The following is a 15,741-nucleotide window of genomic DNA, read 5'->3' on the forward strand; positions in this document are numbered from 1 at the left end:
CTTGGTCCCGTCGGGCTTCAGCAGCAGGGGGACGGTCAGCGCATGAGCTGCTCCCCCACTGCGCCGGCGGATCAGGTCAGCGCCGAGCACGATGTTGCCCCACTGGTCGGAGCCGCCGATCTGCAGTTCGACGTTCTCGTTCTCGTGTAGCCACATGAAGTCGAAACCCTGCAACAGCATGTAGGAGAACTCGGTGTAGCTGATGCCGTCGCCGCTCTCCATCCGGTTCTTCACAGACTCCTTGGCCACCATCTGGTTGACCGTGACGTGCTTGCCGACGTCGCGCAGGAAGTCGAGGTAGCTGACCGGCCCGGTCCAGTCGTGGTTGTTGACCATGCGGGCAGCGTTGGAACCTTCGAAGTCGAGGAAACGCTCGAGTTGTCCCCGAATGGCGGCCAGGTTGTGAGCGAGCGTCTCGTCGTCGAGCAGATTGCGCTCTGCGGACCGTCCCGACGGATCGCCGACCATGCCGGTGGACCCTCCGGCCAGCGCATAGGGAATGTGGCCGGCCAGCTGGAAGCGTCTGAGCGCCAGCAGTGGAACCAGGTTGCCTACGTGAAGCGAGTCGGCGGTCGGGTCGAACCCGCAATACAGCCGGATCGGTCCCGAGGCAAGTCGTGCCGCAAGAGCGCCACGGTCGGTGGTGTCGTGGATCAAACCACGTGCGCTGAGGTCCTCGAGCATGTTCACGCCCTACAGCGTGGCACGCACGCCGACGGCACAAAACCGTTTATCCGACTGGCCCATCGTCGACTGGAAGAGAGCCGACGGGGAGGGATGTCGGCACGAGGAGGCAAGCCGTGAACGCGGCCGCAGCAACCAGGTCGAGAGTGGTGGCCGCAGTCGCGGCGGTGTCGATGCTGGCCGCCGGTTGTGCCTATACGACACCCGAGCTGCATGCGAGCATCCCGCCCAACAGCGAAGCCTCGACGATCCTGGCGGCCAACGGCACCGAGCTGACGACCCTTCACGCCGGCGAGAACCGCACCGAGATAACACTCGACGAAGTGCCCGAGCACGTCCAGAACGCCATTGTCGCCGCCGAGGATCGGCGCTTTTGGACCCACATCGGCATCGACGTGCGCGGCATCCTGCGAGCTCTGCGCCGAAACGTCGACGAGGGCGCCGTGGTCGAAGGTGGTTCGACGATCACACAGCAGTTCGTGAAGAACGCCATCATCGGCAGCGACCGCACACTCGACCGCAAGATCGAAGAAGCGTCGCTGGCGATTCAGGTAGAGCGCCAGTTCACGAAAGAAGAGATCCTCGAGTCGTATCTGAACACGATCTACTTCGGCGCTGGCGCCTACGGCATCGAGGCTGCCGCACAGATCTACTTCGGTATACCCGCCGCCGACCTCGACATCGCCCAGGGCGCACTTCTGGCCGGCCTGATCAAGGCGCCTTCGACCTACGACCCGTTCGTGAACGCAGAGGGCGCCATCGAGCGACGGACGTTCGTGCTCGACGCCATGGCCGACGAGGGCTACATCAGCGCCGACGAGGCCGAGCAACTGGCCCAGACCGACATCGTGCTGGCCACCCCAGATCCCGAGTCGACCTACGACGGCGCCTATTTCGTCGAGGAGGTCAAGCGATTCATCCTCGAACACCCGGCGTTCGGGCGAACCTATGAAGAACGCGCCCGGCTGCTGTTCACCGGCGGCCTGACCATCGAGACCACCCTCGACCTGCGTCTCCAGGCGCTGGCCGAAGCATCGATGGAGCGGGTTCTGGTGGACCCATTCGACGACCCGGACGGCGCGCTGGTGGCGATGGACCCAGCGACCGGTCAGGTGAAGGCGATGGTGGGCGGCCGCGACTTCTTTGACGGCGGCCCACAGTCGAAGTTCAACCTGGCCACGCAAGGGCAGAGGCCATCGGGTTCGTCGTTCAAGCCAATCGTGCTGGCGGCCGCGCTGGAAGAGGGCATGGAACTGTCCACCCGCTACAGCGCTCCTGCCCACATGGACATCGAGGTCACGGGCGGCACCTGGGAGGTCGAGAACTACGGCGGCACCGAGGGTGGCGTGGTCGACCTGGTCGACGCAACCGTGAACTCGTACAACACGGCCTACGCGCAACTGGTGATGGACGTCGGCGCGGCCGACGCGGTGCGGGTGGCAGCCGGCATCGGTATCGACTCGCCGTTGATGGCCGTGCCGTCGGCGGTGTTGGGCGCCAACGACGTCAGCCCGCTGGACATGGCATCGGCCTACTCGTCGTTCGCAAACCGTGGCGTCCACAACGACCCGGTGTTCGTTACCAGGGTGCTCGGTCCTGACGGCGAGGTCATCTATCAGCACGCTCCCTCTCCCCTGCGAGTGCTCGAACGCGAAACCGCGGACCAGGTGACACAGGTGCTGCAGCAGGTGATCTCGCGAGGCACGGGAGTCAGGGCCCGCATCGGGCGGCCCGCGGCCGGCAAGACCGGAACCGGCCAGAACTGGGCCGATGCCTGGTTCGTCGGCTACACGCCCGAGCTGGTGACCAGCGTGTGGGTCGGGTTCGCCGAAGGGCAGGTTCCGATGGTGCCGCCAACCACTCGCATACGAGTCACCGGCGGCACCTGGCCCGCGGAAGTGTGGCAGATGTTCATGACCTCGGCTCTGGCCGAAACGCCCGCAAGCGACTTCGAGCTGGGCGACCCGATCGAAGACGAACCATCCGCCGACGACAGTGCTGGCGACTCCCAAGACCGGGTCGATGCAGGCGACGACGCGGCTGCAGCCGACGAAGTCGTAGCACCGGGTGAGCTGGTGAGCGACGTCGTAGGCATGCGCAGTGACCTGGCCAGCGACATCTTGACCCGCGCCGGGTTCGTGGTCTCGACCGAGTCGGTGCCCGACGACCAGTATCCGCCCGGAGTCGTCGCGTCGATGAAACCTTCCGGCGAGTCGATCGTGCCGTCGGGCAGCGAGGTCGTGCTGTATGTCGCCAACGGGCAGAAGGTCCGCAGGGTGCCCGACGTGTTGGGCGAAGGAGTCGAGGCCGCGACCGCGATGGTGCTGGGCGCAGGCTACGAGGTCGAAATAGTGGTCGAGGCCGAGGACAACCCCGAGGCCGCAGAGATCCGCGCCGGCCAGGTGTGGAAGGTCGACCCCGGAACGCACTCGCCGCTGGAACCCGGCCAGACCGTGACGATCTGGGCAAACCCAGCGCTGTGACACACGGCTAGATGCCGACGCCCAGGTAGTACGAAACGAAGTACCCGAGGCTGATCATCGACGAGATCGCCAACCCGTAGCCGAACCCGGGGAACACCCCTTCGAAGATCAGCTTGCCGCCCGCGACCAGGCAAACCAGACCCACGGCGGGGGGCCACATGAGCCCGGGTGCCAGCCAGAAGAAGAACCAGCCGACCACGAGCCCGGCCGCCAGGCCCACGGCCCACTCTAGGAAGCGAAGAAGGATCGCCTGGAACTGCTCCACGACGGTGAAACTTACCCTCTGGCCCCAGCCGACTGACGGCGCATCAGCTCGAAGCCTCGATGGGCCAGGCGCTTGGTGCTGGCATCGAGAGCGAGCTCGGGCGAGTCGAGCTGACCAGAGGTCACCCAGCGCAGCTCTTCGGACTCGTGGTTGCCGCTGACGACCGACCCGGCAGGGGCCTGCACTATGAAGCGAAGGTCCAGGTGCAGGTGGTCGGGCTCGGAAGACTTGCGGTTGACGAACAGGTGGATGTCGACGTCGACGGGCTGGGTCCACACCCGCAACCCCTCGATTCCGGATTCCTCTGATGCCTCCAGCAGCGCGACACGGGCCAGGTTGGCCTCGCCGTCAGCGTGACCCCCGGGCTGCAACCAGCGCTGGATCTTCGAGTGGAACAGCACCAGCCCGTGTTCGCCCGTGCTGTCTACTACCCAAGCCGACCCCGTCAGATGGCCCGTCACGCAGGTGCGGTGCAACGCGTCGGGGTGCGAGTCGATGAACTCGAGAACCTCGGCGCGATACCGCGCCGAGTCGTCGCAGGCCGCCTCCAGGTCGTGCACCAGGCCACGTGCGGTCTCCAGATGCGACTCGGACTGGAGTTGTTCCAGGGAGGCCCAGCGCGGCCCTTCGGGTGCGGTTTCGAAATCCACGGTCGACCAACCTAACGCCCACCCGCGGGTCAGGCGCGGCTCACGTTCGGATCGCCGTCCACATACCACCGCCAGGGCAGCTCGGCCCCGCGTGTCAGACCGATGCGGGTGGTGACGACCGGCTCTCGAGGAGCGGGCAGGCCGTCGTCGAGCAACTCCAGTGGCGGCACCGACAGGTCATGGCCGTCGAGCGCACCGTCGACCCCCAGGGCCTGACACAGCTTCGCAGGGCCGCTGCACAGGTCGCGCTCGCGCTTGGCCTTGGGGCGACGCTGCCACATGAGCTCTACGCCCTCTATTGGAGATAGGGCCCTGATGAGCACCGCGGAGGCGGTCCCCTGCTGGCCCACGACCACGTTCAGGCACCAATGCATGCCATAGGTGAAATAGACGTAGGCGAAACCGGCGGGGCCGAACATCACCTCGGTGCGAGGGGTTCGCCCCCTGAATGCATGCGATCCGGGATCGTCGGCGCCGCGGTATGCCTCGACCTCGACGATGCGTCCCGATGCTGCGCCGCATCGGATGATCTTGTTCAGCAAAAGCGGTGCGACATCCAGCGCGTCGCCGGCCAGGTCTGCGAGTGGCACCGGGTTCAAACCTGGTCGCCCCTCGGATGCCGACGTGTCTCCCGGTTTCAACTGGGACGATCGACGGCGGGGCCGAACGCCTCGACCACCTCTACCGGCGTGGGCATGGTCTGGGTGGTGCCCAGCTGCACCGAGACATAGAGCACCGTCGAGGTGAATACAGGCCGGCCCTCGACGCTGCCCGCGTAGCCCAGCTCGAACGACGTGTTGCCCCACCTGACCGCGGCGACGTCGACGTCGACCACGTCACCGTTGCCTGCCGACCCCTGCCACTCGATGTCGATCTTCTTCATCATCATGTCCCAGCCCAGATCGCGCAGATCTCCGAGGGTGCTCATGAAGTGCTCGAGGGTGTCGTCGATGTAGGCCATGTAGTGGGCGTTGAACACCACACCCTGCTGGTCGACCTCGCCGTACCTGACCCTGATCGAGTTGCGGAAACGCGAACTGAACGCCACTCCACGATCTTGCCACCTGCGAAGGGGATGCCCGCAGCCCGGTCGCGTACGATCGCCGCCGTGCCCAACCGCTTCGAACCCCGCCAGCACCGGATCGACGTCGGTGCGCTGACCCTGAACCACCTGGACTATTCGGATTTGCTGAACAACAGAGCGCCGCTGGGAACCATCCTCACGCTTCACGGCCAGGCCGACTCGGCGTGGAGCATGCATTCGATCGCGCTCGAATTCGGCGATCGATATCGGGTGCTCAGCCTCGACCTGCGCGGCCACGGCCTGAGCGATCGGGGCGGTTACGCGGTGTTGCAGATGGTCGCGGACCTGGCCGGTGCCATCGACGCTCTGGACCTGACCGACCCGATCATCGTCGGCCACTCGCTTGGCGGGCAGGTTTCGTCGCAGTTCTGCGGGATCTACCCCGCGGTGGCCCGCGCTCTGGTTCTGGTCGAAGGAATGGGCCCACCGGTCGACTCCAGACGGCCGAGCGCAGGAGTCGAGCTGACCGACGACCAGGCCCAACTCGCATGGGCCCGCCGGGTCGCCGACCTGATGCGCCAGCCCTATCGCAGCCGAACCTTCGACGACCTCGATGCCGCGGTCGAGCGCTTCAGAGCCGGCCACCCCGGACTGTCACCCGATCGGGCGCTGCACCTGGTCGAGCGCTCGACGCGCGTGCTCGACAACGGCGCCCACGAATGGCTGTTCGACCCCGCCACCCGCGACTGGCTCGCCGGACACGACCAGGAACGCGCCTACCAGAGGTGGCGCTCGATCGACTGCCCGGTGTTGGTGGTGAACGGTGGCGACGCCTGGGCACGCTTCTGGTCGCAAGGACCGTCGGCCGGAGCCGTCAGATACTCCGACGCCGCCCACGCGCAGCGGATGGCGAACTTCGCCAACGCCTACGAGGTGGTGATCCCGGCGGCCGGGCACATGGTTCAGTACGACCAGCCCGAAGCCCTCAATCAGGCCATCGACGAGTTCCTGACCCGGCTCTAGTCGACCACGTCCTCGGGCTGGAACCCGCCATAGGGGCTCCACGCCTTGTCGAGGATCTCGCCAGGGTCACCCTGCCAGTCGAGCGCCTCGACCTGTGCCCGACTGCGCCGCCCGCTGTAGGAACGGACGAAGTCGAACGCGCTGGCATGAAGCGAAACGCCCGATGCGGTCAGGTCTTCTCGTGGTCGCCACGTGCCCACCCCTTCGATCTCGAGGGCGATCGACTGGCCCAACACCTCGCCCACACCATCCACACAGCGCCGGGCGTACACCGCGGCGGTCGACACCAGCGCAGCATCTTGCCGGTCGATGGCCAACCCCAGCGCTTGCTGGATGTCGTGCAGATGCACCAACAGGTCGGCAGCCAGCCGACCAGACATGGTCGGAAGTGTCATCAGCACCGAACGAACCTCGTCCTCGTAGCCGACCCACTCGCGACAGACCTCACCGACCGATACACCCCGACGCAGCTCGACGTTGTAGCCGGTGCGTTCGTCGGAACCCAGATCGGTGCGGAGGCCGCCGACCAGATCGGCATTCAGGCCGCAAACGTGCGCCACGACATCGGCAACCGACCAGGCCGGGCACATCGGCACGATCGTCGACAGAGACCGGTTGTCGAGCCCACCAACGAAGTCGATGAAGCGATCGCGCAACTCGACGTACCCCTGCCAATCTCGCCGGTCGTCAACTACATCACCCACTAGAACTCCGTTCGGTCAGAGGTCGATGACCTCTTCTCTACCCTCTGGTCAGAGGTCAATGACCTCTTCTCTACCCTCTGGTCAGAGGTCAATGACCTCTTCTAGGACATCGCCGAGGCGTTCGGCGAACGACTTCTTGCGCCTCTTCTTGCCCTTGTCCGGCTTGACCTTGCCGCCTGCCGACGCAACGGGCTCGAAACCAACCGCGTCCCGAGGTGCTGGGTCCACAGAGCCGGCCAACTTGTCCAGCTCGCCCCGATCTAGCCACATCCCCTTGCAGTTCGGGCAGACATCGATCTCGATACCCGATCTGAAAACGGGCTCGAGCGAACGGTCGATGCAAAGCGGGCAGTTCATCGGCCTCCCCTTGGGTCTCTGGTCACGATCGGGAACTGGGCTTCTAGCTCGGCATGAGCGGCCCGCAACGCGGCCGCGTCGCCGTTCAGAGCATCGAGGTGCTGTTGGGCGGTTCCAACACCCGTCACAGACGACTCGACCACCTCGGCGGCGTACGACTCGAGATCGGCAAGTGTGGCCGCGACCCGCTGGTCGAGATCATCGAGCGAGTTCTTCAACCGCTGAACCGACTCGAAGCGGCGGCGCAGGCTGATGATCTCGGGCGAGTCCGCAGCGGTCGGGTCGGGTCTGCGCCGCAGAGCGACCTTCAGTTCGTCGCCCGCGCGATGTCCACCGAGTTGGTCGATCGCACCCACCAACGAGGCGCGGTCCGATGTGGCCTCGAGCAACGCCGACTCGACGGCCGACAACCTCACAGCGACCGAGGCATCGTCGGTGCGGGCCAGCACCAAAGTCCGCGCCTGATCGAAGCGCTGCCTCCATGGAGGTTCGGGCTGGCGTTCGCGCCGACGCAGGATCATGTCACTACTCTGCCTGGAGTCGAGCCCAAGCCCACCCTCGGAGCAGTCATGGAAGCGCCAGTTCCCAACCACCACGCGCATCACCCCGGATTCTCCGGCTGGGAGGGTCTGAAGGCGGCTGTGCGATTCCTGAAGGTCGGAACCGACGCCGGAGTTGCGTGCGACCTCGTCGGCATCGGGCCAGGCGATCACCTGGTGGACATCGGCAGTGGGCCGGGCGTGGCGGTGCGCGAAGCCGTGAGGCGCGGCGCCACAGCGGTGGCAGTAGACCCGGCCGAGGTCATGATCGAGGTGGGCAAGCGCCGCAACGATCACCCATCGATTCAGTGGAGGACCGGTGCCGCCGAAGCCCTGCCCGTCGAAGACAGCAGCGCCACGGTGGTCTGGTCGATGGCAACCGTGCACCACTGGCAAGACGTCGACGCCGGGCTGACCGAGGTCGGGCGGGTGCTGCAGCCCGGTGGCAGGTTCCTGGCGATAGAGCGGTACCTACGCGGAGACGGAACCGACATCACCGACCACGGTTGGCTCGAGTCACAAGCCGAGGTGTTCATGACCGCGTGCGCAGCGCACGGCCTCGGTGATGTTCGCCTGACCACCAGCCAGGCGTCGCGAGGGAAGCTGTTGTGCGTCCTGGCCACCAAGGCCTGAGCGCCCTATCTCACGCAGAGCGCGATATCTCGGGCTCGCGCGGCACCACGATGGTGTGAACCGCCTCGCCGGGCCGCGCCGGTGACAACCTGCCCACAAACACGATGCCGTTTCTTGGCGTCTTCACCAACACGTTCAGGTGGTCGACCGGCCCGGCATCGATCGAGGCCACGAAGCAACCGCCGGCGTCTGTTCGCGACGTGCTCAGCAGGTGCAGCGAGCGCGTGTACTCCCAGTGGCGCACTCGGCGCCGCTGGGGTCCGCGTATCTCGACGACCCCGTCCACCAACGGCTCGCCATCGTCCCATCTGACCCTGCCGGCGAGTTCCATCGATCGGTTTCCTTCCCCTGCTCAGCCCGACTGTCGCGTTTCGGCTTGGGGCCATAGTTCTCGACGTCGGTTAACGAAGCGTCAACGAAACGACGCCGATCGGTGAATTCGACGCAGGCCGAGCCGGCAGATCCACCCCGCCCAATTAACGGGTCGTTAATGGCAGGGCGACACGATGCATGCCCGCCGACAAGGAGAACTCGAAATGCCCTCCAGACTCGCAACCGTTGCGCTAGCACTCGGGCTGGCCCTGACCGCCTGTGGGTCAGGCGGCGACACCAACGCATCCGACGGCGCTGACCCCACGACGCAGGCGCCCGAGTCGACGCAGCAGACCCAGGACTCATCGCCCACGACGGCACCCGCCGACGACGAAAGCCAGCTGCTCGCTCCGCCCGACGGGTTCGACACGATCCGCTTCGCCCCACCCCCGAGCGGCGCAGCGACCCCACCAACGCCGACCTCCGACAACGAGCACGTTGCCCACATGTTCGACACCATCGCCGACCTGGTGCTGAACGACCAGAGAGCGGTCGACGCCGTGATGATCGACCAGTTCGATCGAGGCGCCGACGACGAGTCCCCAGAGCTGGTCCTGGCATCGTTCTCGGCCTCGGCCAGCATCAGCATCGACATCTACGGAACGATCGACGCGTTCTCTCAGGCTGCGCTGGGTGCGGGTCTCGACCCCGACTACTCGAGCTACTGGAGCGTGAGATCTGAGGCGGCTCAGGTGTTCGTCGCTTACAACCAGGCGGCCTACGACCTACTCGATCAGGCCCGCGGCCTCGACCGCCTGGGCCGCTCGTGCGTGGCTGCTTTCTTACTGCAGGGCGACAAGGCGTGCAAAGTCAACCCGGACGCGGAGACGATCAATCGGGCCTTCGACGACCTCGACAACGCCACAGAACTGCCCGACGAGCTCGACGACTTCGACGATCAGTACCCCGCCGGGTTCATCAACGCCGACACCGGTCAGCGCTACAGCCTGTGCGACGAGTGGGATCCCACCATCGAGCGCCTCGGTCCCCAGCAGATGGAGTTGTTCGATGCCCTGGTAGACGATTCGTGGCTCGATTCGCGGTTCCTCGGCCGAAGCGAGTGCCGCCGGGATGCCGACCTGGACGAGGACGCCTCCTGGGACATGAACCCGGGTCGGGCCGCTTTCGCTCAGGTGTTCGCAGCGCTGGTCGAGGCCGGTGCGGCCTCCGAATACGACGAAGCCGTGTACGACAGCGACGACGAGGAACGGTACCTGGCCGTCGGGTTGGCCACGGGTGTGGCGCTCAGCGAGGCGCTCGACATGAAGGCCGCGGAGGTGCTGCCGACGGTGCAGGAGCCCCAGGCCCGCCTGGCTCTGGCATCGATCGCCGACAGTGCGGCGCACTATCGCTGGCTGCTCGGCCTGGCGCAGGCTTCCCCCGACGGTTTCGCTGACATCGACTTCATAGCCGAGCTTCTGGGTTGTGCCGATTTCGCCTCCGACCCAGACAACGGCTGCACCGATGACCAGTTCGACGAACTCGATCACATCATGACGGCAACGTTCGGCCGCGATCTGGAAGGCGTGGTCGACTGGGACGATGTCGCCGAAGACCTCGAACTGTGCCGGCTCTGGAACGAGGCCCTGTCGTCGGTAGACCCGGCTACGGCAACGAAGGTCGCCTTCCAGGTCGACTCGATGTATCTGGACGCGCCCGGCACCTACCTCGACCGCATGGTGGGGCTCACCGACTGTGACACAGACTTCGACGACACCTCGGGTGACGCTTCCAGCTAGCCAGACAACGAAGCGGTGACCGCCTCGAGTGTCAGGTTCGTGGTCTGGCCCACCGACACACCCTCGTCTTCCAGTGCGTCGACCAGTTCGTCCAGCAGCATTCCTCGATAGCGAGGCTCCTCGGTGCGGTCGGCTATCCAGGCAAACACGTTGAAGAACATGGCCTCGCCACCTACGTGGTCGAATGCCACGAACGCTCGCTTGCCCGGCTGGTTCCATTCCAGTTCCGACACCACGCGTTCCATCACCACCTGGGCCCGGCGCCTGTCCTCTGAGCGATCAAGCGGTATCTGCACCGTGATGCGCCAACCGCCGAGTCGGCTGTGGTTGAGCACCTCACCGTCCTGGAACATCGAGTTGGGGATCCAGGCCTTCGAGCCGTCGGGCAGCTCGAGCTCGGTGCGCAGCAACGATCGATGCACCACCGTTCCGTGCCGCGAGCCCACCGTGACCACGTCCCCCTCGACGCACACGTCGTCTATCCGCACCATCGCGCCGGCCACCAGGTTCTGCCCTACCGGCGTGAACACCACCGCGCCGGTGAAACCTATGGTGGCCATCACCGCTGCCATACCCGAGACGTCGACTCCTATTGCGGCTATCCCTGCAATAGCACCCAACAGTCGCACGACCTTGGGCACGAAGTAGGCCATCTGGCCACGAATTCGTTCGTCATCGATACGACTCACGAGCCCCTTCATGACGCGCAGCGCGACGAGCGTCGCCAACGCCACCGCCAGCAAGCGCAACGAGGTACGCGTGGCGAGCACCGCTGCCTCGCTTGAACCGGCCGCCGTCTCGAGCCTGCTCAGGTCCACTGGAACACCTTCCCAATCAACCCGCCCCGCACAGTCCGTAATGAAACCGTAACATGAGAGCGCGCCGGGGCCAAGCATTTGTACTGAACAGGGCTATCCGGTCTGTGGTCGGGAGACCTGCGATGCTGATGCAATGAACTGGGTCAACAACAAGCAGTTGCACCGCTTCGATCCGCCGCTCGCCGTCGAGCACCTCGTCTACGAGGTCAAGCCGCAGGCGTTCGACAGCTGGCTGGAGGCCGAGTTCGAGTTCTGGACCAAGGGCGAGGCCGACCGCTTCCCGATCCTCGTCGGCAAGGAGATGTGGCTGTGCGAGGGCGACCCGCACAAGGTGACCATCATCTTGTACTGGGAGAGCCTCGAGCAGTGGAAGGCGATCGATCCGCAGTGGCTGGCCGAGCACGAGCGGCAATTCAGCGAGGTCGTCGGTGCCGACAACTTCCGCCTCGTTTTCGAGGGTCATGCCCAGGAGCAGTACTTCAAGATCAGCGAGTACCGCTGACCCAGCCTGCGCTAGGCCTCGACGCTGTGCACAGGTCAAATCGTGCGGAAACGCCGAAGCTCGCGTTGGAGCCGCGACGACCCCACGGCGGACGCGATCTCGCGAAGTCCTGCCGGCAGAGGGGCCACCCCCGCTAGGGCCGCCGCGTCGCATGCGACTGACGCGACCGCAGCCGCGTCGCGTGCAGCTCCAATTCGCTCGAGGATTGCAATGCTCAGGTCACGGGCCAGCGCTGGATCGAACTGCACCATCGCAGCCAGCGACTTCGCAAGGCGTACCGGCTTCACGATCTTCGCGTCGACGAGCCGACCGACCTCCGACACGATGGCGTCGACCGTCGAACGCTCTGTCGAGCACAGCGCGATCGCTGCATCGACGGCGGCGGTACTGACCACCGCGGCCTTGGCACCCAGACCCATACCAACCACGAACGGGGCCAGCGGACCCGCCGGCTGGTCGGTTGAGACCAGGGCTTCGAGAACATCCCGCAAACCGCTACTGGTGTACGGAGACGGCTCTTTGTCGATGCCCTCGGCCAGGTTCGAGGCCCCGGCGATAGCCAGGAGATCCAGGTGGTGGGGAACGAGCGTCAACTGCCAGCGAGCCTCGAGATCGCTGTAGTTGTAGCTCTCAGGAGCAACGTAGCTCAGGATCCTCAGATCCTCTTCGGTGCCCACGACGTCGAATTCTGTTCTGAGCCCGGGCGCCAACCAGTCGAAACGGTGACCGGGAGGTAGGGCAAGAGGGCTTTCCGCGAAGTGCACCACAGCGTGACAGCGATACCGGCGACACGGGTCCGGCACCGGCGACGGCTCCCAGGACGCCTCCACTCGGAGGTACTGGTGATCTGCGTCCGACCGGAGGGCACACAGCCGCCGACTTGCGGGAGCCGAGCCTGGGGCCTCGGCCAGGCGCTTCCTTGCCTCGGCAGGGTCGATCCGACCGCCGACGTGCTGCGGCATGGCCAGATAAGGACGCGACTCGCCCGCGGCCACACTCTGCAAGACCTCGCGGAGCACGGCGCCGCCAATGGTCCTTGAGCTGATGGTCCACTGCTGGGGATCAACACCGGCGAGCATCAGCGATGCGACGGCGGCGAATCTCTCTGGCTGCCCTTTGGGCCACTCATTGGTCGCAGCTCGAGACGCAACAGGAGCGAACAGCTCGCGCCGCGCGCCGAGAGACATCGAGGCGACTCGCAGGACGCCCTCGATCACCCGATCGAACAGGATCGGGGCGGCCGTCCCCTCCATCGCCGATGCGAGCCCAAGCACGAGTTGATCCTCGTCCAATGCCGCTGGCATCCGCTCTCGGGGAGGAGGCGTCCAGGCGCCCGTAAGCCCTGAGGCCGCCATCTCGGCACCAGTTGCGACGGCCCACGCCCCCATCAGCGACGGGGCCAGGGCCCGGGCCGCGGTGTTGAGCGCCTGCTGCGTCTCGGCCGATAGATCCGACCACCAGGCTGCAACCAGATCGATGGCGCGTGCCTGCACGTCCGCACTGGTGTGCCCGAGCGCCGCACCCAACGACAAGGCGGCAGCGTCTCGCCACTCGGGTGCCCTGCCGATTCGCTTCAACAGAGCGATCTGCGGGTTCGCCAGCGACTTGGAGCCAAGGAAGAACGGACCGTCTGCGTGCTCGAGAACGATGTCGGGACGCACCGAGTCGGAAGCCAGCAACTCCTTGACGACGCTCAGGCCGTATTTGACGACCGCTGGCTTGGTCGATCGTTGAAGCGACGAGTAGGTCTCGGCCCTGGCAGCCTTCTCGGCATGCGTCGGGCCGAGCTGCTTCAACAACTCCAGATATGACCGCGGATCGGCGCGGTCGATCTCGATCTGCAGGGCCCGAAGCGCCGAGTCGATCAGTCGGTCGCGGCTGACTGTGCCCTCCGCTGACAAGACAAGCAGCGCCGGGACCCAGCCAGACTCCTCCGGCCCCGGTTCTCCGAGCCGCTCTTCGAGGTCGAGCATTGCCGCCCAACCGACCCACGGGCCGCCGATGCCGATCGAAGGGTCGTCAAAAAGCCTCCACATGTCGTCGATCAGCTCGGGGTGCTCCCGAAGCTTCCGGGCGACCGGAAATAGGCTGGACGCCATCTGCACCAGGTACTCACGGCCTGATGGCTTTGTGGTGAGACCCGCAGCCTGGAGCGCGTGACCGAGGTTCCAGTGCGTCGCCGAGCGGTTCTTCAGCAGCCGCTCTGCCAGGCCGTCCAGCCAACTCGGCCGGAGCTCGGCCATCAGATCGACGGCTGCAGTCAGATCGATACTCACCGCCGAGTAGTCGATACCAGCGGCGGCCTTGTTCACAGTGCTGGCGCTGGCCAGGACCGCAAGAGCGGCTGCACCGGCGCGGCGTTTGGCGTCCAACCAGCTCTCGTTGCGGTCGTAGTGGCGATACTGCTTCTCGGCGAACGCGGCGATCGTGGTGCGCATCGAACGCAGCTGCTTGGGCCCCACCTCACGGCACCACGCCGCCACTCCAGCGCTGTCGAGCGCCTGGACGTGCCTATCGAGCTGCGCCATCAGCTCGGCGGTTTCGGTCATCGGCCCATCACCTCGCGGCGGTGCGCCACGGCCGCAAGCACGTGCTTGCATGGCCCTCTGCTGCCGAGATAGCGGGCGTACCAGGCGCAGGTGCAGGTCGACCCCTCCGCCCCTTGACCCGCTAGCTGGACGACGTGGTGGTGATCTCCGCTGAGCACCTTGCATCTGCTCATGTCGGGGCCGTCGAAGCTCACTGCCCCGGCGTCGAGCAAGGCTCTGCTTGACAACAGCCTGGGGTTCAACTCGTCGATCACGCCACCGAACGGCAGCAGGCGATGGAAGCTGCCACCGAGGCCCGGGTCGAAGCCGACCCTGCCCGCAGCAGCCAACATGTCGACAGACCTCGCAGCCGAGGCCGCGTCGAATCCGAGGCCTGCAGCGATGTCTTCGACTGACGCCACCGGCCGCAAGCCGAGCGCCAACTCGACCATCTCGGCAGCGTCGACGTCTTGCGCGCTCAGCGCCTCGAGCAGGCCCCCCTCCCCTGAGAATCCCCGTGCCGGCTCAGGGCTCACCGAAAGGGTCAGGCGAGCCGAGGGCAGGGTCAGCTCCCATACGCTCGCCGTCGGCATGCCCGGTTCGGTCTCGGTTGACCAAACGACCAGCCGTTCGGCGAAACGCAGCAGGGGCTTGAACGCAGCCAGGCGATCAGGGCCGATCAGGGTCACCGATCGCGGACCCGGGCGCAGACCCAGCCGCAGGCCCGAACCCGCCTGTTCTACGTGAAGGCTCCCGCGGGACTTGGTCGGCATCGTTTGAATCAGCTTCCTGAACGCTGCGGCTCCGACGTCGAGGCGCTGCTTCGAGCGACGCTGGACGACCTGAGTCTCGCCGAAGCCCCTGACCCAACGCGTTGGAAGCGGCACCTGCTTCTCGACCAGCGTTCCCCCCATGGTGTCGACCTCGAGCCGATCTGACCCGACCCGCAGGCGCAGCGGGTCCGACGCCGCGAGCGATGACAGTGCGGCTCTAAGGGGCGGATTCACGTCGACGTTGGTGGTGCCTGTCGAGGCGTGATCGATGTCGAGGCCGTCGGACGCAATGTCGAGGCGAGCGTGAACGCCCGAGCACGCCGAGAACGACTCGAATCTGAGGCATTCGCCATCGAACGTCACCACGGGATCGGAGTCGCGGATGCGCTTGGCGATCGAGTTCCACGGTTCGAAGTAGCGCGAGCCGGCAACTGTAGCGACGGCTAGTAGGGCGGCGGCCACTACGTCGGGCCTCACTACGAACGCCTCGACGAAGCAAGGCGATCGACCCGTCAGCTGCTCGGGAGGCGTGAACGTGCTCAGCCCGAGCTGTGGTGTCGTTCCAGGGAAGAGCTTCGATGGCGATTCGTACTGATAGGTGATCGTGTTGGCCACCGATGCCTCCCACCGCCGGTGCGGCATAGCAC

General features: G+C 65.9%; 17 protein-coding genes (1 of these 17 cut by a window edge). 5 read left to right on the top strand and 12 right to left on the bottom strand.

The features are described from left to right. Positions 1–684 carry the 5' portion of a tyrosine--tRNA ligase gene (gene tyrS / locus R2770_21045; GenBank protein MEZ5282949.1) on the bottom strand. Its footprint begins 591 nt before the window's first position, so 684 of the gene's 1,275 nt are visible here — the first part of the coding sequence; it begins with the start codon at positions 682–684; the stop codon falls past the left edge of the window. A gap of 116 nt (positions 685–800) precedes the next feature. Here tyrS and R2770_21050 point away from each other — a divergent pair, with 116 nt between their 5' ends. Then, on the top strand, positions 801–3,167 hold the full coding sequence (locus R2770_21050; GenBank protein ID MEZ5282950.1) for a PBP1A family penicillin-binding protein: 2,367 nt from the start codon (positions 801–803) through the stop codon (positions 3,165–3,167). Positions 3,168–3,174: 7 nt separating this feature from the next. Here the strand turns inward: R2770_21050 and R2770_21055 are convergent, their stop codons facing one another. From R2770_21055 to R2770_21070, 4 genes are read right to left on the bottom strand one after another with little or no spacing between them, the layout of a single operon-like run. Continuing rightward, positions 3,175–3,432 (bottom strand): hypothetical protein, encoded by a 258-nt coding sequence (locus tag R2770_21055; GenBank protein ID MEZ5282951.1) that lies wholly within the window; start codon positions 3,430–3,432, stop codon positions 3,175–3,177. Between the two features lie 11 nt (positions 3,433–3,443). Then, positions 3,444–4,082 (bottom strand): NUDIX domain-containing protein, encoded by a 639-nt coding sequence (locus R2770_21060; GenBank protein ID MEZ5282952.1) that lies wholly within the window; start codon positions 4,080–4,082, stop codon positions 3,444–3,446. A 29-nt stretch (positions 4,083–4,111) separates the two neighbouring features. Beyond that, complete coding sequence (locus R2770_21065) at positions 4,112–4,672, bottom strand: DNA-3-methyladenine glycosylase (protein MEZ5282953.1); 561 nt, start codon at positions 4,670–4,672, stop codon at positions 4,112–4,114. Positions 4,673–4,719: 47 nt separating this feature from the next. Further along, positions 4,720–5,130, bottom strand: coding sequence for a thioesterase family protein (locus tag R2770_21070; GenBank protein ID MEZ5282954.1), 411 nt, complete (start codon positions 5,128–5,130; stop codon positions 4,720–4,722). Positions 5,131–5,190: 60 nt separating this feature from the next. Between R2770_21070 and R2770_21075 the strand changes: the two genes are divergently transcribed. Further along, positions 5,191–6,129 carry an alpha/beta hydrolase gene (locus R2770_21075; GenBank protein ID MEZ5282955.1) on the top strand — a complete coding sequence of 313 codons (939 nt, stop codon included), beginning with the start codon at positions 5,191–5,193 and terminating at the stop codon, positions 6,127–6,129. On the opposite strand, the gene R2770_21080 is transcribed toward R2770_21075, so the two are convergent. The 3 genes from R2770_21080 to R2770_21090 all read right to left on the bottom strand — a co-directional run bounded on the left by R2770_21080 (position 6,126) and on the right by R2770_21090 (position 7,711). Beyond that, positions 6,126–6,833 (bottom strand): maleylpyruvate isomerase N-terminal domain-containing protein, encoded by a 708-nt coding sequence (locus R2770_21080; protein MEZ5282956.1) that lies wholly within the window; start codon positions 6,831–6,833, stop codon positions 6,126–6,128. The genes R2770_21075 and R2770_21080 overlap by 4 nt on opposite strands. An 81-nt stretch (positions 6,834–6,914) precedes the next feature. Continuing rightward, a complete protein-coding gene (locus R2770_21085; protein ID MEZ5282957.1) occupies positions 6,915–7,190 on the bottom strand; it encodes a zf-TFIIB domain-containing protein in 276 nt (91 codons plus the stop codon). Further along, positions 7,187–7,711, bottom strand: a complete 525-nt coding sequence (locus R2770_21090) for a hypothetical protein (GenBank protein ID MEZ5282958.1) — start codon at positions 7,709–7,711, stop codon at positions 7,187–7,189. The genes R2770_21085 and R2770_21090 overlap by 4 nt, the downstream gene beginning before the upstream one ends. A 48-nt stretch (positions 7,712–7,759) precedes the next feature. On the opposite strand from R2770_21090, the gene R2770_21095 reads away from it, so the two are divergent. Beyond that, positions 7,760–8,362 carry a class I SAM-dependent methyltransferase gene (locus R2770_21095; GenBank protein ID MEZ5282959.1) on the top strand — a complete coding sequence of 201 codons (603 nt, stop codon included), beginning with the start codon at positions 7,760–7,762 and terminating at the stop codon, positions 8,360–8,362. 10 nt (positions 8,363–8,372) lie between these two features. On the opposite strand, the gene R2770_21100 is transcribed toward R2770_21095, so the two are convergent. Beyond that, positions 8,373–8,693: a hypothetical protein gene (locus tag R2770_21100; GenBank protein ID MEZ5282960.1), complete on the bottom strand. Its 321-nt coding sequence runs from the start codon at positions 8,691–8,693 to the stop codon at positions 8,373–8,375. Between the two features lie 205 nt (positions 8,694–8,898). Between R2770_21100 and R2770_21105 the strand changes: the two genes are divergently transcribed. Next, positions 8,899–10,473, top strand: coding sequence for a hypothetical protein (locus tag R2770_21105; GenBank protein ID MEZ5282961.1), 1,575 nt, complete (start codon positions 8,899–8,901; stop codon positions 10,471–10,473). Here the strand turns inward: R2770_21105 and R2770_21110 are convergent. After that, a complete protein-coding gene (locus R2770_21110) occupies positions 10,470–11,291 on the bottom strand; it encodes a mechanosensitive ion channel (GenBank protein MEZ5282962.1) in 822 nt (273 codons plus the stop codon). The genes R2770_21105 and R2770_21110 overlap by 4 nt on opposite strands. 133 nt (positions 11,292–11,424) lie before the next feature. Here R2770_21110 and R2770_21115 point away from each other — a divergent pair, with 133 nt between their 5' ends. Beyond that, positions 11,425–11,793: a TIGR03792 family protein gene (locus tag R2770_21115; protein MEZ5282963.1), complete on the top strand. Its 369-nt coding sequence runs from the start codon at positions 11,425–11,427 to the stop codon at positions 11,791–11,793. A 35-nt stretch (positions 11,794–11,828) separates the two neighbouring features. On the opposite strand, the gene R2770_21120 is transcribed toward R2770_21115, so the two are convergent. Both R2770_21120 and R2770_21125 read right to left on the bottom strand, forming a co-directional pair. After that, positions 11,829–14,342, bottom strand: coding sequence for a DUF6493 family protein (locus tag R2770_21120; protein ID MEZ5282964.1), 2,514 nt, complete (start codon positions 14,340–14,342; stop codon positions 11,829–11,831). After that, the gene (locus R2770_21125; GenBank protein MEZ5282965.1) at positions 14,339–15,709 is read right to left on the bottom strand and encodes an SWIM zinc finger family protein; all 1,371 of its coding nucleotides are present in this window, start codon (positions 15,707–15,709) and stop codon (positions 14,339–14,341) included. The genes R2770_21120 and R2770_21125 overlap by 4 nt, the downstream gene beginning before the upstream one ends. Positions 15,710–15,741: the final 32 nt, after the last annotated feature.

This window comes from Acidimicrobiales bacterium, from assembly GCA_041394185.1.
Lineage (GTDB): Bacteria > Actinomycetota > Acidimicrobiia > Acidimicrobiales > Poriferisodalaceae > JAAETH01.

Bases quoted from the DNA above. Each gene is read 5' to 3' on its own strand.
- R2770_21090 (MEZ5282958.1), bottom strand. From the start codon at position 7,711: ATGATCCTGCGTCGGCGCGAACGCCAGCCCGAACCTCCATGGAGGCAG.
- R2770_21115 (MEZ5282963.1), top strand. From the start codon at position 11,425: ATGAACTGGGTCAACAACAAGCAGTTGCACCGCTTCGATCCGCCGCTC.
- R2770_21095 (MEZ5282959.1), top strand. From the start codon at position 7,760: ATGGAAGCGCCAGTTCCCAACCACCACGCGCATCACCCCGGATTCTCC.
- R2770_21105 (MEZ5282961.1), top strand. From the start codon at position 8,899: ATGCCCTCCAGACTCGCAACCGTTGCGCTAGCACTCGGGCTGGCCCTG.
- R2770_21100 (MEZ5282960.1), bottom strand. From the start codon at position 8,693: ATGGAACTCGCCGGCAGGGTCAGATGGGACGATGGCGAGCCGTTGGTG.
- R2770_21120 (MEZ5282964.1), bottom strand. From the start codon at position 14,342: ATGACCGAAACCGCCGAGCTGATGGCGCAGCTCGATAGGCACGTCCAG.
- R2770_21085 (MEZ5282957.1), bottom strand. From the start codon at position 7,190: ATGAACTGCCCGCTTTGCATCGACCGTTCGCTCGAGCCCGTTTTCAGA.